Source organism: Labedella endophytica (genome assembly GCF_003990045.1).
Taxonomy (GTDB): Bacteria; Actinomycetota; Actinomycetes; order Actinomycetales; family Microbacteriaceae; genus Labedella; species Labedella endophytica.
Genome location: NZ_RZGZ01000008.1, coordinates 1 through 24,324 on the forward strand (window position 1 = coordinate 1; position 24,324 = coordinate 24,324).

The 24,324-nt window shown below is 70.1% G+C and carries 20 protein-coding genes; 10 read left to right on the forward strand and 10 right to left on the reverse strand.

What is annotated here, in order from left to right:
* The coding region (locus tag ELQ94_RS17040) for a DUF222 domain-containing protein (protein ID WP_127051580.1) at positions 1 to 1,015 on the reverse strand (1,015 nt) is incomplete at its 3' end.
* A 388-nt stretch (positions 1,016 to 1,403) separates the two neighbouring features.
* Positions 1,404 to 1,952 (reverse strand): PadR family transcriptional regulator, encoded by a 549-nt coding sequence (locus ELQ94_RS17045; protein WP_127051581.1) that lies wholly within the window; start codon positions 1,950 to 1,952, stop codon positions 1,404 to 1,406.
* Positions 1,953 to 2,034: 82 nt separating this feature from the next.
* Here ELQ94_RS17045 and ELQ94_RS17050 point away from each other — a divergent pair, with 82 nt between their 5' ends.
* The 4 genes from ELQ94_RS17050 to ELQ94_RS17065 all read left to right on the forward strand — a co-directional run bounded on the left by ELQ94_RS17050 (position 2,035) and on the right by ELQ94_RS17065 (position 5,518).
* Positions 2,035 to 3,006, forward strand: a complete 972-nt coding sequence (locus ELQ94_RS17050; RefSeq protein ID WP_127051582.1) for an ATP-binding cassette domain-containing protein — start codon at positions 2,035 to 2,037, stop codon at positions 3,004 to 3,006.
* On the forward strand, positions 3,003 to 3,857 hold the full coding sequence (locus tag ELQ94_RS17055; protein ID WP_127051583.1) for an ABC transporter permease: 855 nt from the start codon (positions 3,003 to 3,005) through the stop codon (positions 3,855 to 3,857). The genes ELQ94_RS17050 and ELQ94_RS17055 overlap by 4 nt, the downstream gene beginning before the upstream one ends.
* Before the next feature lie 61 nt (positions 3,858 to 3,918).
* The gene (locus ELQ94_RS17060) at positions 3,919 to 4,656 is read left to right on the forward strand and encodes a histidine phosphatase family protein (RefSeq protein ID WP_127051584.1); all 738 of its coding nucleotides are present in this window, start codon (positions 3,919 to 3,921) and stop codon (positions 4,654 to 4,656) included.
* Positions 4,640 to 5,518: an NAD(P)H-hydrate dehydratase gene (locus tag ELQ94_RS17065; protein WP_127051585.1), complete on the forward strand. Its 879-nt coding sequence runs from the start codon at positions 4,640 to 4,642 to the stop codon at positions 5,516 to 5,518. The genes ELQ94_RS17060 and ELQ94_RS17065 overlap by 17 nt, the downstream gene beginning before the upstream one ends.
* A 16-nt stretch (positions 5,519 to 5,534) precedes the next feature.
* On the opposite strand, the gene ELQ94_RS17070 is transcribed toward ELQ94_RS17065, so the two are convergent.
* The 3 genes from ELQ94_RS17070 to ELQ94_RS17080 are packed head-to-tail and all read right to left on the reverse strand — an operon-like array spanning position 5,535 to position 7,703.
* Positions 5,535 to 6,155, reverse strand: a complete 621-nt coding sequence (locus ELQ94_RS17070; protein WP_208007788.1) for a YdcF family protein — start codon at positions 6,153 to 6,155, stop codon at positions 5,535 to 5,537.
* Positions 6,152 to 6,457, reverse strand: coding sequence for a hypothetical protein (locus ELQ94_RS17075; protein WP_127051586.1), 306 nt, complete (start codon positions 6,455 to 6,457; stop codon positions 6,152 to 6,154). The genes ELQ94_RS17070 and ELQ94_RS17075 overlap by 4 nt, the downstream gene beginning before the upstream one ends.
* A 10-nt stretch (positions 6,458 to 6,467) precedes the next feature.
* The gene (locus ELQ94_RS17080; protein ID WP_127051587.1) at positions 6,468 to 7,703 is read right to left on the reverse strand and encodes a DUF2254 domain-containing protein; all 1,236 of its coding nucleotides are present in this window, start codon (positions 7,701 to 7,703) and stop codon (positions 6,468 to 6,470) included.
* A 188-nt stretch (positions 7,704 to 7,891) separates the two neighbouring features.
* On the opposite strand from ELQ94_RS17080, the gene ELQ94_RS17085 reads away from it, so the two are divergent.
* Entirely contained in the window at positions 7,892 to 8,608 is a 717-nt protein-coding gene (locus tag ELQ94_RS17085) for an alpha/beta fold hydrolase (RefSeq protein ID WP_127051588.1), read from the forward strand.
* A 7-nt stretch (positions 8,609 to 8,615) separates the two neighbouring features.
* Here the strand turns inward: ELQ94_RS17085 and ELQ94_RS17090 are convergent, their stop codons facing one another.
* The 4 genes from ELQ94_RS17090 to alr form a co-directional block, all read right to left on the reverse strand.
* On the reverse strand, positions 8,616 to 11,135 hold the full coding sequence (locus ELQ94_RS17090; protein WP_127051589.1) for a polynucleotide kinase-phosphatase: 2,520 nt from the start codon (positions 11,133 to 11,135) through the stop codon (positions 8,616 to 8,618).
* Positions 11,132 to 12,529: a 3' terminal RNA ribose 2'-O-methyltransferase Hen1 gene (locus tag ELQ94_RS17095; RefSeq protein WP_127051590.1), complete on the reverse strand. Its 1,398-nt coding sequence runs from the start codon at positions 12,527 to 12,529 to the stop codon at positions 11,132 to 11,134. Before ELQ94_RS17095 ends, ELQ94_RS17090 begins: the two co-directional genes overlap by 4 nt.
* Positions 12,530 to 12,608: 79 nt before the next feature.
* Positions 12,609 to 13,628: a D-alanine--D-alanine ligase family protein gene (locus ELQ94_RS17100; protein ID WP_127051591.1), complete on the reverse strand. Its 1,020-nt coding sequence runs from the start codon at positions 13,626 to 13,628 to the stop codon at positions 12,609 to 12,611.
* A complete protein-coding gene (gene alr / locus ELQ94_RS17105) occupies positions 13,625 to 14,776 on the reverse strand; it encodes an alanine racemase (RefSeq protein WP_127051592.1) in 1,152 nt (383 codons plus the stop codon). Before alr ends, ELQ94_RS17100 begins: the two co-directional genes overlap by 4 nt.
* Before the next feature lie 361 nt (positions 14,777 to 15,137).
* On the opposite strand from alr, the gene ELQ94_RS17110 reads away from it, so the two are divergent.
* The 5 genes from ELQ94_RS17110 (at position 15,138) to ELQ94_RS17130 (ending at position 20,595) form a co-directional block, all read left to right on the forward strand.
* A complete protein-coding gene (locus tag ELQ94_RS17110) occupies positions 15,138 to 16,514 on the forward strand; it encodes an NAD(P)H-dependent oxidoreductase (protein ID WP_127051593.1) in 1,377 nt (458 codons plus the stop codon).
* A gap of 154 nt (positions 16,515 to 16,668) precedes the next feature.
* The gene (locus ELQ94_RS17115) at positions 16,669 to 17,352 is read left to right on the forward strand and encodes a FadR/GntR family transcriptional regulator (protein WP_279432502.1); all 684 of its coding nucleotides are present in this window, start codon (positions 16,669 to 16,671) and stop codon (positions 17,350 to 17,352) included.
* A gap of 74 nt (positions 17,353 to 17,426) precedes the next feature.
* The gene (locus tag ELQ94_RS17120; RefSeq protein ID WP_127051595.1) at positions 17,427 to 18,755 is read left to right on the forward strand and encodes an MFS transporter; all 1,329 of its coding nucleotides are present in this window, start codon (positions 17,427 to 17,429) and stop codon (positions 18,753 to 18,755) included.
* Positions 18,756 to 18,835: 80 nt separating this feature from the next.
* Positions 18,836 to 20,095: a four-carbon acid sugar kinase family protein gene (locus ELQ94_RS17125; protein ID WP_127051596.1), complete on the forward strand. Its 1,260-nt coding sequence runs from the start codon at positions 18,836 to 18,838 to the stop codon at positions 20,093 to 20,095.
* Positions 20,096 to 20,235: 140 nt separating this feature from the next.
* Positions 20,236 to 20,595, forward strand: coding sequence for a ribonuclease E inhibitor RraB (locus ELQ94_RS17130; protein ID WP_127051597.1), 360 nt, complete (start codon positions 20,236 to 20,238; stop codon positions 20,593 to 20,595).
* Between the two features lie 112 nt (positions 20,596 to 20,707).
* Here ELQ94_RS17130 and ELQ94_RS17395 read toward each other — a convergent pair.
* Positions 20,708 to 24,324, reverse strand: a 3,617-nt coding sequence (locus tag ELQ94_RS17395) for an Ig-like domain-containing protein (protein ID WP_166404898.1), incomplete at its 5' end; no start/stop codon positions are given.

The following is a 24,324-nucleotide window of genomic DNA, read 5'->3' on the forward strand; positions in this document are numbered from 1 at the left end:
AGACGATGTGTTGCATGCCGCGGGAGTCGATCATCTTCTCGATGGCTTGGACGGAGATCGGGGTGTCCATGCCGTCGATCGCTCCGACACCCACGCCGGCGTCGAGCGCCGCCTGCGTGACGGTGACGGAGATCGCGGGGGCCGATCCGGCGAGTTGTGGTGCGTCCTTGACGCGGGCGGCGGCGCTGAGGATGTCCGCGAGGGTGTCATGACGCTTCTGCTGAGGAAGCCGGTCGTCGACGTGGTCGATCATCGAGTCGGGGTCGTCGGTGAAGGAGACCTTCCGCACGTGAGCATCCACGAGGCGCTTCAGGGATGCGCCGACCTCCAACGTGAGGAGCCCGTGCACAGGGATGAGCCCCTCGCTTGTCTCGCGTCCGATCGTGAACCGCCGCTTTCGCCGGGCGACCTCTTCCCGTGGGCGGGCCCCGTCGGGGTCGATGGTCTCGAGGAACAATTGCACCTGGCCGCGGACCAGGTCCGCCCGTAGCGGCGGGTGCTCAGGCGTTCCGGCGGCGAGCTCGACGAGAGACTCCTCCGCCTGCAGGAGCACGGCGTCATCCACGCGGTTCCCGACACCGTTTAGTGCGTCGACGAGGATCGTCGCCACATCGATGCTGAGGTTCCCCGCGAACACCGCCGCGGCGACTACCGGATGCACCGAGCCTGTCTCAGCGCCTGTGAGGGACATCCCGGTGTTCAGCGACTCTCCGATCCGGATGCGTCGCTTCGCATCCCGATCTGCCGCTGAGGTCAAGGTCGCGACGGCATCCACGGCGGACGCGTAGCCGAGTGCTCCGAGGGTGTCGATGGGCCCCTGGGTGCGCTTCTCCGCCTCCCCGGCGAGAGCGATACGGGCGGCGTCCACGAGGCGGCCGAGGCGCTCCATGTCTCGCAGCGCTGTGATGTACTCCGGGGAGGATAGCCGTGCGGGGTCAAGCGCGGCGACGGGGTCGGTGAGGAGCTCGATCGCGTCCCCGATCCGCTCCTGAAGAACCTCGCCCTGTCTGCTCATACGTCCAGTGAACACGAGACCACCGACATTCAGACGGTATCCGGAAAAGGAGTCAGTTTCTGTGGTGGACACAGCCTGTGGACGACAGGTCGGCGTCCGATCCGACGTGGTCGGAACCCGTCGACAGGCTCAGGGAACGAGGGGGTGCGTTGGCGGGACGGGGTCCAGGTGAGGGATGGTCGGTACCCGTCGACAGGCTCAGGGAGCGCGGGGCTCGCCCATCGGTGCCGCTGTCGGTGAACAAGATGCGTCGTATTCGCGGGCTCGCTCGACGAGGGAACGCGGGGCAGGCCGCTGAGGGCTACACATCCACCTCGAGGGCGCCACCTCTACGTGGCGCCCTCGAGCCGCACGAGCGCCCTCGCTCGGGAGTGGCCCTTTCGTGGGGTCAGTCCATCGTGTCGAGGCGGGAGCGGAGGTCCGTCACGATCTGCGTCTCGCTGTCGTAGTAGGCGAGGCCCCAGTCGGCGACGAGTGCCGCGTAGCGGCGCGCGTGGTCGTCGCCGAGCATGTCGCGCACGCCCTGCAGGTCGGCTCGACGATCGGCCAGGTCGTCGAGGTGTTGGGCCAGCATGCCCTGGAGCTGCTCCGGTGTCGACAGGCGCCCCATGAGGAGGCGCAGCGCGACGGGGTGCTTGAGGACGGGGAAGCCCACCTCGCCTTGGAAGAGCCAGGTCTGCAACGACGCGGCGCCCTCGGGTGTCGCCCGGTAGCGCGTCGGGCCCTCGCCGGGCACCTCGGACACGAATCCCTCAGCGGACAGCCGTCGCAGCTCGGAGTAGATCTGGCTCATCGCCGGCGACACCCAGTAATAGCGGAGCGTGAAATCGGCGCGCTGCTTGAGCTCGTAGCCCGTCATGCCCTCCGAGTCCGGCGAGTTCGAATCGAAGACGAGGAGGCCGAGGAGGGCGTAGGCGTTGGGGGGTAATCCCGGCATGGACACGATCGTATCTTCCTGGTAGGAATGTTCCTAACAGGAATAGGCCGGTCGGGTCGTCTCCTGCCGGGAGGGGAACCCCATGAACGATCTCGCCATCGAGACCCACGGCCTCGTGAAGGTCTTCGGATCGAATCGCGCCGTCGACGGCGTCGACCTCGCCATCCCCCGCGGGGGAGTGCACGGATTCCTCGGGCCCAACGGCGCCGGGAAGACCACGACCATCCGCGTGCTGGCGACCCTCGCGCGGCCCGACGGAGGCACCGCCCGCGTGCTCGGTCGCGACGTCGTGACCGAGGCGAACGAGGTGCGGCAGCGCGTCAGCCTCACGGGCCAGTTCGCGTCCGTCGACGAGGATCTCACCGGTCGGGAGAACCTGCGGCTCATCGGGCGTCTGTTCGGACACCGCGGCGCGGCGGCCCGGCGGCGGGCCGACGAACTCCTCGACGCCTTCGGGCTCGGCGACGCCGGCGATCGCCAAGTGAAGAAGTATTCGGGTGGCATGCGTCGCCGCATCGATATCGCCGCGAGCATCGTCGTGACGCCCGAGCTCCTCTTCCTCGACGAGCCGACCACCGGGCTCGACCCCCGCAGCCGCAACGAGGTGTGGGACATCGTCCGGGCGATGGTGTCGAGCGGCACGACGGTGCTCCTCACGACGCAGTACCTCGACGAGGCCGACCAGCTCGCGGACCGCATCAGCGTGATCGATCGTGGGAAGGTCATCGCGGAGGGTACGTCGACGGAACTCAAGGCGTCCGTCGGATCGGGCTCGCTCCACGTGCGCGTCATGGACCGGGTCGATCGGGAGGCGGCGCGCGCCATCCTCGAGCGCGAGCTCGCCGTGGACGTGCGCGAGGAGGCCGACCCGAACGCTCTGAGCGCGAACGTCGACGAGCAGGGCCGGGTCACGCGCGCCCTCTCCGCGCTCGACGACGCGCGCATCCCGCTCGCCCAGTTCTCCCTCGGACAGCCGACGCTCGACGAGGTTTTCCTCTCCCTCACCGGCCATCCGGCCGAGGAGACGACCGAGACGGAGGTGGACGCAGCATGACTCTCGACTCCACGCGCACCGAGGGCGCCGGGGCGGCTCCCGACGGTTCCGCGAAGATCCTGCAGGCCCTCGCGAGCAGCGAGCGCCCCACCCCGCCCGGCCCGCTCTCCACATCGCTCACCTTCGGCTGGCGCGCGCTCCTTAAGATCAAGCACGTGCCGGAGCAGCTCTTCGACGTGACGGTCTTCCCCGTGATGTTCACGCTGCTCTTCACGTTCCTGTTCGGCGGCGCCCTCGCCGGCAGCACGGAGGACTACATCCAGTTCCTCCTGCCCGGCATCATGGTGCAGGGCGTGATCATGATCACGATGTACACCGGGACGACGCTGCGGACCGACCTCGAGAAGGGCGTCTTCGACCGATTCCGTTCCCTGCCGATCTGGCGGCCGTCGGCCCTCGTCGGCATGCTGCTCGGCGACGCGGTGCGCTTCACGATCTCCCTCACCGTCACGGCCCTCCTCGGCCTCGTCCTGGGATGGCGGCCGGGCGGCGGTTTCGGCGGTTTCCTCGTGGGGGCCGCCCTCATCCTGCTGTTCTCGTTCAGCCTCGGCTGGGTGTGGACGTTCCTCAGCCTCCTCCTGCGTACGTCCGGAAGCGTCATGGGCGTGAGCATGCTCGTGATCACGCCGCTGACGTTCGGCAGCAACATCTTCGTCGACCCGTCGACGATGCCCGGCTGGCTGCAGGCGTTCGTGGAGGTGAACCCCGTCTCGCACCTCGTCACGAGCGTGCGCGCGGTCATGGGCGGAATCGATCCGGGAGCGAGCCTGCCGCTCACGATCGTGTGGTCCGCGGCCCTCATCGCCGTCTTCGGCACCCTCACCATGTGGCGCTACCGCGACGCTCGCTGAGTCGCCGGGCTCCGGTGGTCAACCCGGTGCGGGCGTCGGAGGTCGCTCCTACGCTCGAGCCATGTCACTGCAACGATTGGTCCTCGTCCGTCACGGTGAGTCGCTCGGCAACGAGGCGGCGTCCTTCGCCGAGAGCACGGGCGCGCACGTCGTCGACATCCCCACGCGCGATGCGGATACCCCGCTCTCGCCCACCGGTGTGGAGCAGGGGAGCGCCGTCGGTACCGCGCTCCGAGGTCTCGGGCTCGACGCATCGGCGACGGTCTGGAGCTCCCCCTATCTGCGGGCGCGTCACACAGGGGACCTCGCGATCGCCGCCGCCGGCCTCGGCACACCGCTCGTCGTCGATGAGCGGCTCCGGGACCGCGAACTCGGCATCCTCGACCGCCTCACGGGAGCCGGCGTCGCCGCGCTGTACCCTGACGAGGCCGCGCGAAAGGCCCATCTCGGCAAGTTCTACTACCGGCCACCGGGAGGAGAATCGTGGGTCGACGTCGCCTTGCGACTGCGTTCCTTCCTCGCGGATGCGACGACCTCCCCCGCGACCCACGGAGTCCTCTTCGTGCACGAGGCGATCATCTACCTCATCCGCTACGTGCTGGAGGGGTGGGACGAGGTCACCGTGCTCGAGGCCGCGCTCCGTGCGCCGGTTCGTAATACCTCCGTCACCGTGCTCGAACGGGATCACGCGGGGGACGCGCCCTGGCGCGCGACGCTCGTCGGTGATGTGACGCACCTCGAGCAGTCCGGCGTGGAGACCACGACGCACGCGGGAGGCGACGATGTCCGCGCGCGCTGATCGCGTCACTCCCCGGCTCCTCCGCCGCTGGGGCCAGCCCGAACCGGGCGAGTCCAAGTACGACCGGGGCGTCGTGCTCATCGTCGGCGGTGCTCGGCGCAGTCCCGGGGCCGTCGCACTCGCGGGCGTCGCGGCGCTTCGAGTGGGGGCCGGCCGCCTCACCCTCGCGGCCGCCGGCTCGGTCGCCGACGGACTCGCGATCGCGATCCCGGAGTGCGGAATCGTGCCCCTCGGTGAGACCGAGACGGGCGGCGTCCGCGGGGATGCCGCCGGTGCCCTCGCCTCCGACCTCGAGAAGAGCGACGCCGTGCTGTTCGGTCCCGGACTCGACGACGTCGATGCGGCGGCGGAGCTCCTCGACGGCGTCGTCGACGGTATGGGTGCCGACACGATCGTCGTGCTCGACGCCTTCGCCCTGCCCGCCGTGCGCGACGATCCGGCGCGAGTGGACGCGCTCGCGGGCCGGCTCATCCTCACCCCGAACCCCACGGAACTCGCGCTGCTCGCCGGGGTCGACGAGCTGCGCGGTTCGGATACGAAGGCCGTGCTGAGGGCGGCTCGCGCGGTCGCCGCGCGACTCCGTGCCGTCGTCGCGACGCAGAACCTCATCGTCGGCCCCGGCGGCGACGCGTGGAGCGTCCATGCCGGGAACCCGGGTCTCGGAACGTCCGGCAGCGGCGACGCCTTGGCCGGCGCCATCGCGGGCATGGCCGCCCGCGGTGTCGGCGCGACGCGCGCCGCCGTCTGGGGCACCTACGTGCACGCCGCCGCGGGCGACCGACTCGCCGATTCGGCTCCCATCGGGTTCCTCGCGCGAGAGCTGGCCGACCACTTCCCGTCGATCCTCGGGTCGCTGCGCTGACCGCTCGGCCCGGCCGTCAGCCCCCGGGGCGCAACCGCGATCGTCGCCACTCGTAGATCGCGAGGTACGGCTTCACGAGGAGGAACTCGCCGAAACGGTAGTCGGCGCCGCGACGGAGCCGTGCGGCGAGTTCCGGCGCCTGGGTCGCGAGGTAGCGGCGCGCTCGGCGGGCGTGGAACGTGTTGGAGGCCACCGCGATGCTGCCCGCATCGCGCAGGAACGGCAGCGAGAAGGCGATGTTCTCCCACGTCGTGCGGGACTCCTCCTCGAGCACGACGTTCCGCTCGGGGATGCCGGCCCTCTCGACGGCGAAGCGCGCCATGAGGGCGGCCTCGGAGAGCGCTCCGCGCGTCGCTCCTCCGGAGAAGACGAACGTCGCCGTTTCCGGATCGGCCGTGCGCGCCGCAATGCGGACCCGCCACCGTTGGATGAGGTTGACGCGGCCGTGAGCGCTCGAGCGGAAGCCGAGTACGAGGACCACGTCGCCCGGCCGCGCCCGCGGGTCGAGACCCGCGGGCGGGATCGCGTCGAGAGAAGCACGCCACGTCACCCGCTCGCTCCAGAGGATCCCGCCGAGGACGGCGGTCGCGCCCGCGACGACCGCGATCCGGAGGGCTCGCGCGACACGGGGTGTCACGACGAGCGTCCGCCGCCCTCCGTGCCGTCGCCGATACCGTCGAACGGTGGCTGCGGGTCGTCGATCCCGTCGAGGGGCCGCCGGGGACGAGGCGTCTGCTCGGCGGCGATCCGGATCCGCAGCAGGCGGATCGACAGGACGAGGGCGACCATCGCCAGGATCACGAGGGCCGCGATTGCGAGGACGAACAGGGCGTACAGGATGATCACGATGAATCCGACCGACCCCATGCTCGACATCATCCGATCCGCTCCCTCGTTCTGCTGTTCCGCGTCACCCCACCGCCGGTGGTCTCCATCCACGCTACGACAGTCACGCGTTCCTCGCGCGGTACACGCGCTCGAGGTCGGCGACGTCCCACGTGTCGAGGGCGTCGCGGGCCCTCTCGTAGGCGTGATCGGCCATCGATCGGAACACGGGGGCCCGTGTCGGATCGCACGCGGCGAGCGATGCGAGGCATTTCTGCAAGCGGATCTGCACCTCGACGATGCCCGCTCCGTCGCGCGCGAGCGGCCGGAAGGCGTCCGTCACGAGTTCGGAGAGCCCCACCGGGCGCACGAACACGTGCTCGAACGACACCTCCTCGTCCGGGGTGCAGGCGAGGGCCGTGTCGAACACGCGACGGAGGGCCGCGATCACCTCGATCGCCGTGCCCGGATCGTTCGTGGCGGGCGACAGGGCGCGGCTGCCGATCTCGGCGAGCGCGATCACGCCGAGGCGGGGGTCCTGCTCGAAGTCGCGGTGCGGCTGGATGCGGAACGCGCGTGTCAGGGACTCCCGGGCCTCGTCGTCGATCGAGCCGGTCGCGGCGACGAGGGGCGTGCGCGGATCCACCGTCTCGCCGGGCATCGACGTGACGTACAGCTCGACCTCGCAGCGGGCGGCGACGCGTTCGACGAGCGGGAGGTCGACGAATGTCACGTAGCCGGATGCGTCACCGGAGATCTCCGTGAGCCCTCGCGGGAGGTCCGAGTAGCTGCGGCCGCCGAGGGCCGGCGATTCCGCGTGGGTCGTGAGCGTGCCCGACGCGGCGCTCTCGAGGCGGTCGATGACGTCCGCCATCCGTCCGAACGTCGAGAGGTGCGCGATCCAGCGCAGGAGGGTCACGACGATGACCGCGATCATCACGAGGGTGCCGAAGAACAGGATCGTCCGTCCCTGCTCGCCGTAGTACCCGGTCGACAGGGCGATGATGCCGACGAGGGAGAACGTGAAGCCGCCGACGAAGGTCGAGAGGGCGTTCTGCGACGTCCGGTCCTCGATGAGCAGCTGGGTAGCGCGCGGAGTCGCCGTCGTCGTGGCCGATGAGTACGCCGTCACCATGGCCGTCAGGGAGAAGGTCGTGACGGTGAGCATCGAGCTCGCGATGATCTGCAGGATCGTGCCGACGGAGTCCTGGCCGAGGTCGACGGCGATGCGGAAGGGGAACAGCGTGGCGATCACCCCGGCCGCGAGCGCGAAGATCACGGAGGCCGCGGTGTAGAGCGCCGCCCGCATCCAGACCTTCCGGCCGATCCTGCGCAGCGCCGCCACGATTCCGCTGGTCATGATCGTCCTCCTCCTGTCGGCCGCCGGGATGAGGCCGCCGCCTCATCATCTCCCGAGCCCGGCGCGTCGGTGAGCCCTCGACCCGCCGGGCGTGCTGTGCGTCGTCCACAGGACGGGGTACTCGTGCGATTCGCACACGTCGCCCGAGTTCCCTCGTCGATGTCGGGGGCCGCGAGTAGCGTCGCGGCATGGACATCATCCTCGTTCCCGGTTTCTGGCTCGACGCGTCCTCCTGGGAGGACGTCACCCCCGCCCTCGAGGCGGCGGGGCATCGCGTGCATCCCCTCACGCTCCCCGGTCTCGAATCCGTCGATGCCGATCGTGGCGGCATCGGCCTGCGCGACCACGTCGAGGCCGTCGTCACGCTCGTCGATCGTCTGACGGAGGAATCGGGGGAGAAGGTCGCGCTCGTCGGCCATTCCGGGGGCGGCGCCGTCATCCACGGCGCCGTCGACGCGAGACCCGATCGCGTCGCGCGCGCGATCTACGTGGACAGCGGGCCCCTCGGGGAGGACGGCGTCGTGAACGACGAGCTCCCGTCCGAGGGCGACGACGTGCCGCTGCCACCGTGGGAGATGTTCGAGAACGCCGACCTCACCGACTTCACGGACGAGCTCCGCGCCCGATTCCGAGCACGGGCCGTCCCGCATCCCGCGCGCGCGGCATCGGATCCGCAACGGTTGTCGGACGAGCGACGCTACGACGTGCCGGCCACGGTGATCGCGTGCGAGTTCCCCTCCGCGATGCTCCAGGAGTGGATCGCCGGGGGCCACCCGTTCGTCGCCGAGCTCGCTCGCATCCGCGACGTGGAGTACGCCGACCTGCCCACCGGGCACTGGCCCCAGTTCACCAAACCCGCCGAGCTCGGCGAGGTGATCAGGGCCGCGGTCGATCGCGACCGGTGACGGTCGGTCAGAGCCGCGGGTCCAGGGGGTCCGATTCGAGGGCGAGTACCGCGAAGACGGCTTCGTGTCGGCGCCAGAGCGGCTCGCGCTCGACCAGCCGACGCAGCGCCTCGAGGCCGAGTGCGTACTCGCGGACCGCGAGGGAGCGCTTGCGCCCCGTGTCCCTCTCTCGCAATCGCGCCAGATTCTCGGGCACGGTGTAGTCGGGGCCGTAGATGATGCGGAGGTACTCGCGGCCGCGCACCTTGATCCCCGGCTGCGCGAGGTTCTTGGAGGTGCGAGTGAGGTTGGCGAACGGCTTCACCACCATTCCCTCGCCACCCGCCTCCGTGAGCTCCGTCCACCAGGCGACCGCCTGCTGCACGGATTCCGGGTCGGAGAGGTCCACCCGTCGCCGCGCGGTCGGAGCGACGAGACCGGGCGCGGCGTCCACGAGCCGATCGGCTACCGACAGGTGCCAGCCGTGATCCCGCGCCTCGAACGTGGAGCCCTCGGCGGCGAGTACCTGGAACGGAGCGAAGCGCACCTCCGAGTCCGGCCCGACGTATCGGCGATACGCATCGCGGAAGAGCCGGGCATCGTCGGATCGAGTTCGGTTCCGTCCGGCCAGGGCCGAGACGTCCACGCCGTTCGAGATCGCCCGATCGAGGACCGCCTCGGTCGCGCTCGTCGCGGCCACGGCTGCCGTTCCGACCGACGCGTACAGGTCGCGGATCAGGTCGCCGGCCTTGAGCGACCACGGCAGGATCTCCCCGTCGAGCACCACCCAGTCCGATCCGAGCTCCGTCCAGAGCCCGGACGTGTCCAGGGCGCTATGCAGCGCGTCGAGGAACGTGCGCTCCTGCTCGGCGGGGAAGAACGGGCGACCCGTCCGCGTGTGCACCACACCCCGCCACCCCTCCGGGGCATCGAAACGGGACGGGTCCCGAGCCACGAGCACCACGGCGCGGGATCCCATGTGCTTCTCCTCGCAGATCACATCGGCGACCCCCTGATCGCGATACGAGGAGAACGCCTCGGCCGGGTGCTCCAGATAGCCAGCCTCCGTCGCCGTGGTGGGCGGAGACATCGTGGGCGGAAGGTAGGTGAGCCAGCGCGGGTCGGTCGCCCATCGGCTCATCACCTCGAGCCCGCCCGCCGACTGTGCCTCGGAGATACCGACGCGACCGTGATCGGCCGTCTCGACGACGAACTTCCCGCTCACGTCCTCGATCGTGAGGTGCGCGCCCGAGCGCTCCGCGACCGCCGGGACGAGAGGCCGGACCGGCTCGTACCAGACCTGTTCCGCCGGCACGGAGACGACCTCGCGCTCCGGGTACCGCATCGCGCTCAGCGCGCCGCCGAACACGCAGCCCGTGTCGAGGCACGCCGTGTTGTTGACCCACTCGACGGAGGGCACGGGCGTGTGCCCGTAGAGCACGGTCGCCGAGCCGCGGTAGTCCACGGCCCACGGGTAGCGGATCGGGAGGCCGAACTCGTCGGTCTCTCCCGTCGTCTCGCCGTACAGCGCGAAGTTGCGCACGCGTCCCGAGGCGCGACCGTGGTACTGCTCCTTGAGTCCGGCATGCGCGACGACGAGTCGGCCGCCGTCGAGAACGAGGTGCGACACGAGGTCGTAGCAGAACGCCGCCACCGCATCACGGAACTCCGGCGTCTCCGCCGAGAGCTGGGCGAGCGTCTCCTCGAGTCCGTGCGACACGGTGACCTTCGCCCCGCGCAGCGCCCGCACGAGCTTCGACTCGTGGTTCCCCGGCACCGCGAGCGCGTTGCCCGAGCCCACCATCCCCATGGCGAGACGCAGGACACCCACCACGTCGGGTCCGCGGTCGACGAGGTCGCCCAGGAAGATCGCGCGTCGTCCCTCGGGATGAGCCGCGTCGACGGGGCGACCGTCGCTGTCGCGCTCGATGACGTAACCGAGCTCGCCGAGCAGGGTCTCGAGTTCTGATCGGCAGCCGTGCACGTCGCCGATCGCGTCGAACGGTCCGGTCTCTCCGCTCCGGTCGTTCAAGAGCGGCTCACGTCGGATCGTGGCGTCGGCCACATCGTCCTCGGAGCGCAGGACGTGCACGGTGCGGAAGCCCTCCCGCCCGAGCCCGCGGAGCCCGCGCCGCAACTGGTCGAGCTGTCGCCGCACGACGCGTGCGGGGATGTCGCGGTCCGAACGCGTGGCGTTGCGGTCGACGCAGACCCGCTCGGGGAGGTCGAAGACGATCGCGACGGGCAGGAGGTCGTGCTGCTTTGCGAGCGAGACGAGACTCTTCCGCGCCTCCGGCTGCACACTCGTCGCGTCGATCACGGTGAGGAGCCCGGCCTCGAGCCGCTTCCCCGCCACGAAGCGCAGCGCCTCGAATGCGGCGGCCGTCGCCGACTGATCGCTGTCGTCGTTCGAGACCATTCCGCGGAAGGTATCGCTCGACAGTGTCTCGAACTCTCCGAAGTGCTGCGCCGCGAACGTGGACTTCCCGGAACCGGACGGCCCCACGAGCACCACGAGGGAGCGGTCGGGGATCTGCAGAACGGTCATGAGGACCTCCGTCGGAAGAGGGCGAGCTGCGTCGGTGAACCGCGGGTCGGGTCCTCGGCGCCTACGGGCCGGAACTCCACGTCGTACCCGTTCCGCTCGGCGACGGACGACGCCCAGGAGCGGAACTCGCCGCGCGTCCACTCGAAGCGGTGATCGTCGTGGCGGAAGCGGCCGGCGGGCAGGGATGCGTAGAGCGCGTTGTAGTCGGCGTTCGGGGTCGTGACGACCACGTTCGCCGGGGCGGCGTGGGCGAACACCGCGTCTTCGAGAGCCGGCAGTCGCGATTCGTCGACGTGCTCGACGACCTCCATGAGGACGACGGCGTCGAAGCCCCTCACGCGCTCGTCGCGGTAGACGACGGACCCGTGGAGGAGGCGGATGCGCTCGCGCTCGGCGTCGGAGGCCGCTCGCAGATTCAGGGTCCGCTCGGCCGACTCGAGCGCGCGGACGGAGACGTCCGTTCCCACGATCTCGGTGAACGAACGATCCTTCGCGAGCCGGGTGAGGAGCGCTCCCGGTCCGCACCCCATGTCCACCACGCGATGGGCGTGCACGTCGGAGAGCGCGCGCAGCACGGCCTCGGCGCGCGACGCGCGGAGGGGCGCCGGCCCCGGATCGGCGGTCGCGGTGCCCGTGGCCCGTTCGTCATCCGGCGCCCCGTCCGCCTGCGACACGAGCGACGACTGGTGGGCGAGGTACCGGCGGGTGATGAGCTCGCGTTCCGGGTGCTCGGCGAGCCAGCCGTCGCCGGCCCGCGTGAGCTTGGCCACCTCGTCGTCGCCGACCCAGTAGTGCTTCGCGTCGTCGTGGACGGGGAGGAGCACGTAGAGCTGACGGAGGGCGTGCGACAGGAGCACCCGTCCGCTGAAGACGAGGCTGCTGTAGCGCGAGGCTCCCCACTCGGGGTGCTCGGGGTCGAGGGGGATCGGCGTCTCCTCGACCGCCCACCCGAGGGGTTCGAAGAGGCGACGGACGAGGCCTTCCGCCTCCGCGCCGCGCGTCGAGATCACGGGCAGCTCGATACGGAGAGGGATGGGAGCCGAGGCGAGCTCGGGGTAGCTGTCGCTCCGCCCCGTCATCGCCGTGCGGAAGACCGCACCGAGCGCCACGGCGAACATGCTCGACGCCGCGTAGGGGCGGTCGTTGACGTAGTGGGAGAGGGCGAGGGCGTCACCGCGGAAGCGCTTCTCGCGCGCGAGCCCCACGGCGTCCACCTCGAGCAGCACGGCGATCGTGCACCGTTCGCGCGAGACCTCCGGGTAGAACACGTGGATGTCCCCGACGGGAGCGGGGAACGACTGCACGCGGCCCGGGTGCTTGTGCACCAGGTAGCCGAGCACGCTCGCATCGACATCGGTCGTGGGATCGGGCTCGAAGGTCAGCGTCATCAGCATGGGATGGCCCCCGTTCGTCTCGCCCCACCCTATTGCGCGCTGGCCCCCGACCTCCCGCGCTCCGACACCCCACGGGGGGTCATGGGCGGCGGTGGCGGGCGACCTCCACGAGGGAGCGGATGAGGTCCGTATAGGTCATGCCCGCGGCCCGCACCATGGCCGGCAGCTGCGAGTGCTCGGTCATGCCCGGCATCGTGTTCACCTCGTTGAAGACGAACCCGCGATCGTCGAGGAAGAAGTCCACGCGCGCGAGCCCCCGGCAACCGAGGGCGCGGAAGATCGCCATCGCCGCAGCCGACACGGTGTCGAGCTGCTCCGGAGCGAGCTGCGCGGGCACCACGAAGCCGGGATCGCCGCCGTACTTCGCCTCGACGTCGAAGACGGCGCCGGGGCTACGTGGGATCTCGAGCGCGGGCGCGACCGAGAGCGAGCCATCGGCCTCCTCGAGGACGGCGACGTCGATCTCCCGGCCCACGATCACCTCCTCGATCATGACGCCGGCGAGCCCGTCTCCGTCGATCGCGCGCGCGGATGCGCCACCCCCCGCGCCCTCACCACTCGACGCCCCACTCTCGTCCGTCACGGCGCCGAGCGCAGCGAGCGCCCGCCCGAGCTCCGCGTGGGTGCGCACGAGCGACACCCCGTGGCTCGAGCCGCCGGTGACGGGCTTCACGATCGCGGGGAGGCAGCGGCGACGCCGGACGTCGTCCACCGAGATGTCGCGGGCCACCCGAACCCCCACGCTCGCGGCCACGAGCTTCGTCGCGCGCTTGTCCATGGCGAGGGCGCTCGCGATCACCCCCGATCCCACGTACGGCACGCCGATCGTCTCGAGGAAACCGGCGATAGCCCCGTCCTCGCCGTTGACGCCGTGGAGCGCCGGGAAGGCGACGTCCGTCCGCCGGAGCTCGGCGACGGCTTCCGCGACCGTCACCCGCCGCTGCCCTCCGATCGTCCACGAGCCGTCGCGCCCGATCCTCACGTCGAGCACGTCGTGGTCCTCGGCGAGGGCGCGCCGGATGCCGGCGGCCGACGCGAGGGAGACGTCGTGCTCGGAATTGCGTCCGCCCGCGATCACGGCCACGGCTGGGCGCGTCATCGGTTCGCTCCGACCACTGCGGTCGGGCCGGCGACGGCCTCGGGCCGGGTGACCGGCACATGTTCGCGGTGGATCCGGGAGCCGATGCCCGTCACGATCTCGTGTTCGATCGTGCCGGCCCACCCCGCCCACTCGCGCGCCGTCGGCTCGCCGTGCGTGCCGGGACCGAACACCACGGCACGTTCGCCCTCCCGCACGCCGAGGTCGCCCACGTCGACGACGAGCTGGTCCATCGAGATGACGCCGACGACGGGGCGGCGGGTTCCGCGCACGCTCACACTCGCGCGGTGGGAGGCGGCGCGCGGTACGCCGTCGCCGTAACCGACGGGCACGAGCGCGAGGCGCGTGTCCCGGTCGGTGCGGTGGCTCAGGCCGTAGCCCACACCGGTTCCGGCCCGCACGTCACGGACCGACACGATCGGTGCGTCGAGGGTCATCGCGTGCTCGAGCTCCATGCGGCCGGACGGGTCGATACCGAAGAGGCCGGCACCGACGCGCGTGAGGTCGAAGCGCGTATCGGGCCGGGAGAGCGCGGCCGAGGTGGCCGCGAGGTGGCGCGCCTGCGGTCGTAGTCCCGCCCGCAGCGCCAGGCGGCATCCGTTCACGAACCGCATCCGTTCCACCGTGGTCTCCTCGTCGTCCGGATTCTGCGCGGAGGAGAGGTGCGCCATGACGCCGACAACGCGGATCGCGCCGCGTCGCTCCCACTCCGCGGCGAAGTGCATGAGCGTCTTCCAGTCGTCGGGTGCGGCGCCGTCGCGCGACATCCCCACGTCGAGGTGGAGGTGGACGCGCGCGGGGCGGCCGATCGCGATCGCCGCGCCCGCGATGGCGAAGAGGTGCGGGAGCCCGGGGACGGCGAGGTCGATGTCGGAGCTGACGGCTCCCGCCCAGTCGGCGTCGACGGGATTGAGCCAGCTGAGGATCGGGGCGACCGTCCCGGAGGAGCGGAGGGCGAGCGCCTCCTCGATCGTGGTGACGCCGATGGAGCGGGCGCCGGCACCGAGGACCACGTCGGCCTGCGGTCCGTGGCCGAACGCGTCGGCTTTGAGCACGGCCATGAGCGGGGTGCCGGTCGTGCGGATGATGCGCTCGACGTTGCGGGCGATGGCGCCGTCGTCGATGACGAGACGCGGGGGGACGTCCATGGGTGCTCCGTTCAGAGGCGCCCTCGCGGGCGTTCGCTTCACGCTACGAGCAGAGCACCCCGCCCCACGTCACTCCGAAGGGTGAACGGCGTCCGCCCTCGTCACCCCAGAGGATGAACCCGCCGAGAGGGCCACTCCCGAGCGAGGGCGCCATCTACAACTACCGCCCTCGGCACCGAACTGTCGCCCTCGATGCCAGCACAGGCAACGACGACGTCAACGTTAAGCACGTGCGATGGCAATGTTGACAGATGGTCAGACCAACGGGTACCGTCGCTTCTATCGATGGTCTGACCATCAGCCGAACAACGACGACCGGCGCCCCGCACCGTGGTGGGCCTGCCTACGAAGGAGTAGAAACGTGAACCTCTTCTCGCTCATGCAGAAGCGCACAGCCGAGGCCGGACCCATCCGCGTCGGCGTCATCGGAGCCGGCAAGTTCTCGTCGATGTTCCTCACCCAGGCCGTCGGCAGCGCGAACATCCACGTGGTCGGCGTCGCCGATATCGACGTGACGAAGGCCAAGGGCGCTCTCGCTCGCACCGGCTGGCCGGAAGAGCGCTACGCAGCCTCCTCGCTCGACGAGGCCGTGCGCACCGGCGGCACCGCCGTCATCGACAGCTCGGACGCGCTGCTCACGCACCCGTCCATCGAGGTCATCCTCGAGATCACCGGCAACCCGCTCGTCGGCACGTACCACGCGGTCACGGCGATCGACCACGGCAAGCACGTCATCATGGTCAACGTCGAGGCGGACTGCATGGTCGGTCCGATCCTCCAGCGTCGCGCCGAGGCGGCCGGCGTCATCTACGCGATGGCCTACGGCGACCAGCCCGCGCTCATCTGCGAGCTCGTCGACTGGTGCCGCACCGTCGGCTTCGACGTCGTCGCGGCCGGCAAGGGCACTAAGTACCTCCCCGAGTACAACTACTCGACGCCCGACACGGTGTGGAACTACTACGGCTTCTCCGAGGAGCAGCTCGCCTCCGGTGACTACAACCCGAAGATGTTCAACTCCTTCCTCGACGGCACGAAGTCGGCGATCGAGATGGCCGCCGTCGCCAACGGAACGGGCCTCCTTCCGCAGGAGGAGGGACTCCTCTTCCCCGCCGCGAGCAAGGACGATCTCCCCACGGTGTTCCGCGAGAACCGCTTCGACGGCGGCAGCCTCACACGTCGTGGCACCGTCGAGATCGCCTCGAGCATGTACCGCGACGGTACCGAGGTGCCGGACAACCTCCGCTGGGGCGTCTACGTGACCTTCGAGGCGACGACCGACTACGCCGTGCAGTGCTTCGCCGAGTACGGCGTGCACACCGACTCGACCGGACGCTACGGCTCGCTCTACCGTCCGTACCACATGATCGGGCTCGAACTCGGGGTGTCGATCGCCGCCGCCGTGCTACGGAACGAGGCCACCGGTTCGCCCACGGGCTTCCGCGGCGACGTCGTCACGACGGCCAAGAAGAACCTCCGCGCCGGCGACACCCTCGACGGTGAGGGTGGGTACACCGTCTTCGGCAAGCTCGCCCCCGCGCACCTCTCGCTCAGCCGCAACGCCCTGCCGCTCGGCCTCGCCCACGGCGCCAAGCTCATCCGCGACGTGCCGAAGGACCAGACGGTCTCCTGGGACGACGTGCAGCTCGACGAGTCGCAGTTCGCGGTGCAGATCCGCCGTCAGCTCGAGGCGGAGTTCCGTGCCGAGCACCAGGCGGCCGGCCCGCTCGCGACGGTCTGAAAACCGCCACCACGAAGGTCTGACCCTCGAACCATGGAGACTACGATGGACGCACCAGCCCGCCACGGGGCGAGCCGGCGACCCGGGGAGTTGACGCGAGGTGACCGCGAACGATCGGTGGGAGCCCGTCCAACGGCTTCGCACGTACGAACAGGTGATGGCGCAGATCGAGCAGCGCATCCTCGACGGACGGCTGAAGGCGGGGGACCACCTGCCGAGCGAGCGCGAACTCGCGGTCTCGCTGGGCGTCTCGCGACCGTCCCTCCGGGAAGCACTCCGCGTACTCGAAGCCCTCGGGGTCGTAGAGATCCGACGGGGAGGCGAGGGCGGCGCCGTCCTCGTCCAGACACCCGGCTCTGGAATGGTCAATCTGCTCAAACTCCAGATCGCACTCGCGCAGTTCTCGTGGACCGACGTCCTGGAGACCCGCCTCGCCCTCGAGACGTGGTCCGTCGAGGAGGCCGCCTATCGATCGACTGACGACGACCACCGCGAACTCGCTGCGATCCTCGACCGCATGGACGATCCGTCCATCGAGGCCTCCGAGTTCAACAGCCTGGACGCCGCCTTCCACGTGAGGATCGCGGAGTCCACCGGGAACGCCCTCACCGCCCATTTCATGGGATCCCTCCGTACCGCGATCCACCGCCAGATGGTGGAGATGTACGCGGGACTGACGGACTGGCGGCACACCGCCACCACCGTGAGGCGCGAGCATCGCGAGATCCTCGAGCTCATCGTCCGGAAGGACGGAGCAGCGGCCTCGACGGCCGTGCATTCGCACATCAGTGACTTCTACAAAATCGGAGCGATCGACGGGGCACACGCCCCCGGATGACGCGGGAGGTTCGACTCCCGGTCGATCACGGACGAGACGCTTCTCGTTCTTATCAAGGGAGATACGGACCAACGATGACGACCACCTCTACGCCCGCACCCTCGCGGGCACGCGACGGATCGCCGGACAAGCTGCGCACCGCCATCGGCAGCGCCGTCGGCACGACGATCGAGAACTACGACTTCCTCGCCTACGGCACGGCCGCAGCCCTCTACTTCAACACGGTGTTCTTCCACGCGGAGGATCCCGCCATCGGCCTCCTCCTCGGATTCGCCACCTTCGGTGTGGGCTTCGCGGCCCGCCCGATCGGCGGCATCATCGGCGGCTACCTCGGCGACAAGATCGGCCGGAAGCCCGTGCTCGTGGGCGCCCTGCTCATCATGGGGATCTCGACCGTGGCGATCGGTGTCCTCCCCACCTACGCACAGGTCGGCCTCCTCGCCCCGATCCTCCTCACCCTCATCCGCGTCATCCAGGGCCTCGCGTTCGGAGCGGAGTGGGGCGGAGCCATCCTCATGACCTTCGAGCACGCTCCGTGGAAGAAGCGCGGCCGCTACACCGCGATCCCGCAGGCCGGCGTGCCGCTCGGGCTCCTCCTCGCGAACCTCGTGTTCCTCTGGTCGAGCACACTCGACAGCGAGCTCGCCTGGCGTCTGCCGTTCCTCCTGAGCGCCGTGCTCATCATCGCCGGCCTCATCATCCGAGCGAAGGTGTCGGAATCGCCGGAGTTCGAAGAGACGAAGAGCGCCGGCCTCGTCGTGAAGAACCCCACCAAGGAGGTTTTCAAGCGTGACTGGCGCACGATCCTGCGGGTCATCTCGCTGCGTCTCGCCGAGTCGGGTGGCTTCTACGTGATCGTCACGTTCATGCTCTCCTACCTCACGAGCGGCGACGAGCCGCTCGCGGAGCGCTCGACCGCCCTCACCGGGCTCATCATCGCCGCGGCGATCGGCGTGTTCTCGACGATGATGTTCGGTCGCCTCTCCGACCGGGTCGGCCGTAAGCCCGTCTACCTCGTGGGTTCGCTCGCCGTCATGGCGTTCGCGTTCCCGATGTTCCTGATCGTGAACACGGGCAACTCGCTCCTCATCGTGCTCGTCTACATCATCGGCATGGCCGTCATTCACGACGCGCTCGCCGGTACCCAGGGTGCGTGGTTCTCGGAGCTCTTCGACACGAACACGCGGTCCTCGGGCGCCTCGATCGGCTACCAGTTCTCGGCAGCGATCTCGGGCTTCATCCCCCTCATCGCCGCGGCCATCGCGATCCCGCTCGGCTGGGGTGGCGTCGCCCTCGTGTACATGGGAGTGGGTCTGCTCGGTGTCATCGGCACCCTGCTGACGAAGGAGACGTGGGGTCCCGCGCGGCGCGCGGAGATCGACGCGCTCATCAACCGCTCCTGACGAATCGTGCGGCGGGTGGGTGACGGTGTCCCCGCCCGTCGCGCTCTGATCCTCATCCCTGCTCGGCCCCGGAAGGCATCATGAAGACCATCGTCCTCGACGACGACCCCACCGGCACGCAGTCGGCGACGGGTGTCACCGTCCTCCTCGACAGCGACGCGGATCTCCTCACGGACGCGTTGACCCGCGCCGACAGCGTGTACGTGCAGACCAACAGCCGCGCGCTCGACGAGGCCGCCGCGGTCGCCCTCGTCTCTCGCGTGAAGGCGGACGGTGAGGAGGCCGCCTCCCGGATCGGGGAGCCCGTGCGCTTCGTCCTGCGCGGCGACTCGACCCTCCGCGGGCACGTCTTCGCCGAGACCGAGGTGTTCCTCGAGCGCGGAGCCGTGATGCTCTTCGTCCCGGCGTTCCCGGACGGCGGGCGCACGACGGTGGGAGGTGTGCACCTCGTGCGCATCGCCGGGGAGCTGTTCCCCGCTCACGAGACCGAGTACGCGGAGGACCCGGTCTTCCCGTTCTCCTCCGGTGTGCTCGCGGACTACGTAGCCGAGAAGTCGGAGCGCACCGCTGTGCCGGTGTCGATCGAGACGGTGCGCTCCGGCGGCCTCGCCGGGCTGCTCGCGAACGCGGCCGCCGGCTCGGTCGTCGTCCCCGACGCCGAGAACGCGGAGGATATCGTGGCGATCGCCGTCGCGGTGGACGCCGCGATCGAGGCCGGTGCGCGGATCGTTGTGCGCTCCGCCGCCCCGCTCGCCGCGGCCCTCGCGGGTGTCTCGAGCAGCGGGCTGCTCGCGGCCCCACTCGTCTCGGAGCCCCGAGCGACGCTGCTCGTCTGCGGCTCGCACACGGCGGGCGCGACCGCGCAGCTCGCACCGGTCATCGATGCCTGGGGTGCCCCCTCCGTCGTCGACACCTCCGAAGCCCTCGGCGACCCGGCGGCGGCGGGTCGCCGGGCCGCCGAGTCCCTCCTCGAGCAGTTCGATCGTGGCTTCCTCGGCATCGTCACGACGGAGCGCGTCCGGTCCACCGATCACGGCACGCTCGACCACGGCGAGCGTGTCATGAGCGCACTCACCACAGCGGTGCGCGCCGTGCTCCCCGCGGTCGACGTCGTCGTCTCGAAGGGCGGCATCACGTCCGCCCAGGTCGCGCACACGGGCATCGGTGCGTCCTCCGCCGTAGTCCTCGGACAGGTCCTCCCCGGCGTCTCCGTGTGGTCCATGACCGCTCACGACGGCCGCGAGGTCCTCTACGTCGTGGTCCCCGGCAACGTCGGTGAACCCCACACCCTCACCGACGTGCTCGACGCGCTGTCTCTGCGACCCGTCCGCGCCCTCTAGCTCCGCGCCCCCACTCGCGCCCACCTTCTCATCGAATCGAGGGCGCCACGTCCGTGCCGAGGGCGCCATGTCTCCGTGGCGCCCTCGGGCCGCAGGAGGGCCCTCGCGGGAAGGGGCGGGGCCCGCCATAGGATCGCAGCATGGGACTCTTCAACCGCCGGAAGAAGCCGGTCGCGCCGGCCGCGCCGCTCACGGGCAATGCGGATGACGACCAGCTGCTCGCCATCCTCGCCACCACGCCCGGCGGCCCCGACGCCCCACGCGACTGGGTCCACTACCTCTACTGCGCCACCGCGGAGGGCGCGGCGGCGATGGAGGCGCGTGCCGCCGAGGCCGGCTGGAGCGTGAGACGCGTGCACGAAGGTGAGGGGATCGTGGCATCGCGCCAGGACCTCGCCGTCACCGCGCAGGCGGTCATCGAGTGCCGCGCGTTCTTCGAGGCGCTCGCGGCCTCGGTCGACGGCGGCGAGTACGACGGCTGGGAGGCCTCGGCCGGCTGACCTGCCCGCCGACCTGCCCGCCGACGGCCGGCAGGAGCGAGCGAGGGCGCCACGTCGGTGCCGAGGGCGCTAGGCCTATATGGCGCCCTCGCTCGGGAGTAGCCCCCTGGGGTCACCAGTCCTGGTTGTTGGATTGCTTGCCGTTGATGATGACGTACTTCGGCTGGCCCTTGTAGCCGTTGAAGCAGTGGAGGTCGCCGGAGAAGTTGCCGTTCGCATCGAAGCGGAGCCGCTGCTGATTCGGGGTCTCGGCGGTCTTGATGCTCCACGGCTCCCCGGATTGTCCCGGTCCGTAGCAGGTCGCTTCGAAGAGGGAACCGGCCGCATCCGTGAAGTTGCGCGCCTCGACGTGGTAGTAGTACCCGGTCGATGTGTCGGGATTGAAGGCGCCGCGTGTGAGCGTCAGTTCCTTCGGAGGCGGCGGCTGGTTCTCGACGGCCACCGTGTTGGACGTCGTCCAGCCGCTGCATCCCGCGGGCGAGCAGGCCTGCACGTCGAAGGAGTACCGCCCGGCCCCGACGCTCTTGCTCGTGGCGCTCGTCGCCCCCGAAGTGCTGCCCTCGCCGCCGCCGCTGAAGCGCCAGTTGTACCCCGTGATCGAACCGCCGGTGTCGTCCGGCGCGGTCCAGCTCATCGCGAACGTGCTGTCCGCCCATTCCTTGTTCTTCGAGATGCGGGCGTTCGCCGGCTTGCTGGGCTTCCCGTAGGACACCTCGCTCGCGGACGCCGAGGCGGCGCTCTCGCCGACGCCGTTCGTCGCGGTGACGGTGAAGCTGTACGTCGTGCCGTTGGTGCCGCTGAAGCTGCAGGACACCCCGGGGGAGCAATCGGTGCGCACGGTGCCGTCGTTGCGCGTGACCGTGTATCGGATCACCTCCGAACCGTTGTTCGCGGGCGTCGGCGCGACGGCGACCGCGATGTTCCGGTCGCTCGCGGTGAGGGACGGGGCGGGCGGCGCGTCCGGAACGTCCGTCACGGTCACCGAGGCGCGCCCTTGCGAGGTGCGGGAGGGATCCTTCGTCGCGTCCTGGATCGTGTAGAGCACACTGATGCTCTGGCTCTTCGGCGCCCCGGTGCGGATGACGACGTTCGTCCCGCTGATCGTGGCCGTCGCCTCCCCCGATTCCACGGCCACGGCCGTCACGGTGAGGGCCTGGTCGGGGAACGGGTTGAAGTCGTTGTCGACGACGGGCACGGTCACCGTGGTGTTCTTGCGTGCGTCGGGCATCGCGTCGTCGTACGCGGCGGGCCGCGGCCGGGACGAGGCGACCACGGTGATGGTGATCTGACCGGTCACCTCGAAGTCGCGATACGTGACCGTGACGGGGATGGACGTGGAGGTGCCGGGCTGCACGCCGAACGGGGCGCTCGCCGTGAGCGTCGATCCCGCGAGGCTCGCCTGGACGCCGCCGGATGCCTGCCCGAGCCCGCCGAAGGTGAGGGAGCGGAGCACGTCCGCGTTGGGGTGCGCGGCGGACTCGCGGAGGTCGATGGGGAACGGCGTCCCGTCCGCCTCGATCGAGAGGGTCGGGTTCGTGAAGGTCGGGGGTTCGTCCTTCATCTCGGGGTCGCCGACGGTGATCGGCATCGTGAGGAGGGAGACGCCGAGGGCGGTGCCGTCGCTCACCTCGAACGTCACCGAGGCCGGCCCGCGGTAGTCGGGCGCCGGGGTGAACGTGATGGTCTGCTCGTTGACGAAGTTCGGGGTGCCGTCGCTGCGGTTGCTCGTGACCTTCGACGCCTCGGTCAGGAAGATGTCCTTGCCCGTGGGGGACTCGGCGATCTCGCTGAGCGACCACGTCTTCGTCTCGTTCTTGTCGACGATGCGCTCCTCCTCGATGAGGACGGGAGGCAAGCCGTCGGAGAACGGCGGCACGACGATGAATGCGGCCGAGCTGAGGTCGTCCACGTCGTTCGTGAGGCGGTAGGTGATCGCGGTGCGAGCCTCCCCGAGGGTCACGCGGGCCGTGCCGTCCTCGAGCAGCTCGACCGCTCCCGCGTTCGGGCCCTCGATCGTCGCGACGAGGTCCTGGACGCGGCCGCCCGGGTTCGACGCACCGTCGCGGAGGTCGATGTCGACCGTGCGTTTCGCGATCACGTCCGTCGCCTCGACCACGTGGTCCTCGACACCGGGGGCTTGGATGCGCGCCTCCTCGGTGACGCGCACCTGGATGTAGGCGTTGTCGGTGCCACCGTGGCCATTCGAGATCGTGTAGCGGATCGCGAAGTTGGTCTCCTCGTCCGGTGCCTCGATCTCCACGGTCCCACCGTCGACCTCCGCCGTCACATTCGAGGGCACGTCGCCGAGCTCGTCGGCGAGCTCGATCGTGTAGTCGTTCGGGTCCGAGTCGTTGCTGAGCACCGGCACGCTGACGACGCGGCCGGGCCTCACCTCGATGCGGTCGTCCACGGCGATCGGGGACATGTCCTGGGCGGGACGCTCGATCACGGCGATCGTGATCGTGCCCGTGGCGGTCGCGCCGTAGACGTCCTTCACCCGGTACGGGAACCTGTCAGTGCCGTACTGCGTGGGGTTCGCCTCGTAGACGAACGTGTCCGAGGTCGCATCCCGGACGAGACCGAGCTGCTGCGGGCCGGTGATGCCGTCGAAGACCACGGAGTCGCCGTCGCCGTCGAGGCCGTCGAGGGGCACGTTGACCTCGACCTCGGCGCCGGCGAACACGCGCGCCGTGAGCGTGGGGGCCGTGGGGGCCAGGTTGTTGTCGACGTCCACGGGGAGGACGGAGAACAGGACGTTCGCGACGGCCTTCTGCTGGAACTCGTCGGTCACCTGGTATGTCGCGGTGTAGACGCCCGGCTCGGACGGGGCCTGGTAGCGGACGCGGTCGCCCGTGACGAAGGAGAGGCCCTTCTCGGCGGCCTTCGTGAGGTCCTGGTCGACGGTCATTACGGCGTTGTCGGGGTGCAGGTCGTTGTCGAGCACGGGCACGCTCGCGATGTCGCCCGCGCGCACCTTCACGAAGTCGTCCTCGAGGATCGGTGCCTGGTGCTTCGTCAGGGGGGCCACGGGTACGACCGTGACGGTCGTCGTCGCATCGTGCGTGCCGTCGGAGAGCGTGTAGGAGAACTGGAGCTGGCGATCGAGGGCCTCGTTCGCCGTGACGCGCACGACGGACTGGCCGAGCAGTTCCACCGAGAGGGAGGACGCATCCTCCGTGGCATCGACGGACCGCACAGCGAGGACGGAGCCGGACGGCGAGACGTCGTTGGTGAGCACGGCGAGGCTCGTGGGTTCGTTCGGGCGCAGGTAGAGGGTGTCGCGGACCGCGACGGGTGCCCCGACCTCGTCGGGGATCTGGGACACATCGATGCGGGCGAGGCCCACGCTCGTGCGCGACCCCGCCGACAGCGTGTACTTCACGTAGTAGGTGCCCGGTGCGCCGGCGGAGAGGGCGAGCACCCCGGTGTCGGTGTTGGGCGTGATGCCGAGACCGGCCGTGAGCGCCTCCGCTCCCACGAGCGCGAGAGGCTCGCCCGAGGGGGAGACGTCGTTGTCGAGCACGTCGAGTTCCACGGCCAGTCCCGCGAACGTGTCCGCGAAGTCGGGCGTGCCGACGGGGTTCATGGAGCCCGCGGGCTTCGCATCGAGGGCGAAGGTGCCGGTCGCATCGGTGGTGCCGTCGGAGACGACGAAGACGATGTCGCGCACGCCGAGCTGGCCGGACGAGTGCGTGACGGTGACGAAGCCGTCCGGGGAGAACCTCACCC

Bases quoted from the DNA above. Each gene is read 5' to 3' on its own strand.
- ELQ94_RS17095 (WP_127051590.1), bottom strand. From the start codon at position 12,529: ATGCTGATGACGCTGACCTTCGAGCCCGATCCCACGACCGATGTCGAT.
- ELQ94_RS17045 (WP_127051581.1), bottom strand. From the start codon at position 1,952: ATGCCGGGATTACCCCCCAACGCCTACGCCCTCCTCGGCCTCCTCGTC.
- ELQ94_RS17055 (WP_127051583.1), top strand. From the start codon at position 3,003: ATGACTCTCGACTCCACGCGCACCGAGGGCGCCGGGGCGGCTCCCGAC.
- ELQ94_RS17120 (WP_127051595.1), top strand. From the start codon at position 17,427: ATGACGACCACCTCTACGCCCGCACCCTCGCGGGCACGCGACGGATCG.
- alr (WP_127051592.1), bottom strand. From the start codon at position 14,776: ATGGACGTCCCCCCGCGTCTCGTCATCGACGACGGCGCCATCGCCCGC.
- ELQ94_RS17125 (WP_127051596.1), top strand. From the start codon at position 18,836: ATGAAGACCATCGTCCTCGACGACGACCCCACCGGCACGCAGTCGGCG.
- ELQ94_RS17065 (WP_127051585.1), top strand. From the start codon at position 4,640: ATGTCCGCGCGCGCTGATCGCGTCACTCCCCGGCTCCTCCGCCGCTGG.
- ELQ94_RS17100 (WP_127051591.1), bottom strand. From the start codon at position 13,628: ATGACGCGCCCAGCCGTGGCCGTGATCGCGGGCGGACGCAATTCCGAG.
- ELQ94_RS17050 (WP_127051582.1), top strand. From the start codon at position 2,035: ATGAACGATCTCGCCATCGAGACCCACGGCCTCGTGAAGGTCTTCGGA.
- ELQ94_RS17130 (WP_127051597.1), top strand. From the start codon at position 20,236: ATGGGACTCTTCAACCGCCGGAAGAAGCCGGTCGCGCCGGCCGCGCCG.
- ELQ94_RS17080 (WP_127051587.1), bottom strand. From the start codon at position 7,703: ATGACCAGCGGAATCGTGGCGGCGCTGCGCAGGATCGGCCGGAAGGTC.
- ELQ94_RS17060 (WP_127051584.1), top strand. From the start codon at position 3,919: ATGTCACTGCAACGATTGGTCCTCGTCCGTCACGGTGAGTCGCTCGGC.
- ELQ94_RS17090 (WP_127051589.1), bottom strand. From the start codon at position 11,135: ATGACCGTTCTGCAGATCCCCGACCGCTCCCTCGTGGTGCTCGTGGGG.
- ELQ94_RS17085 (WP_127051588.1), top strand. From the start codon at position 7,892: ATGGACATCATCCTCGTTCCCGGTTTCTGGCTCGACGCGTCCTCCTGG.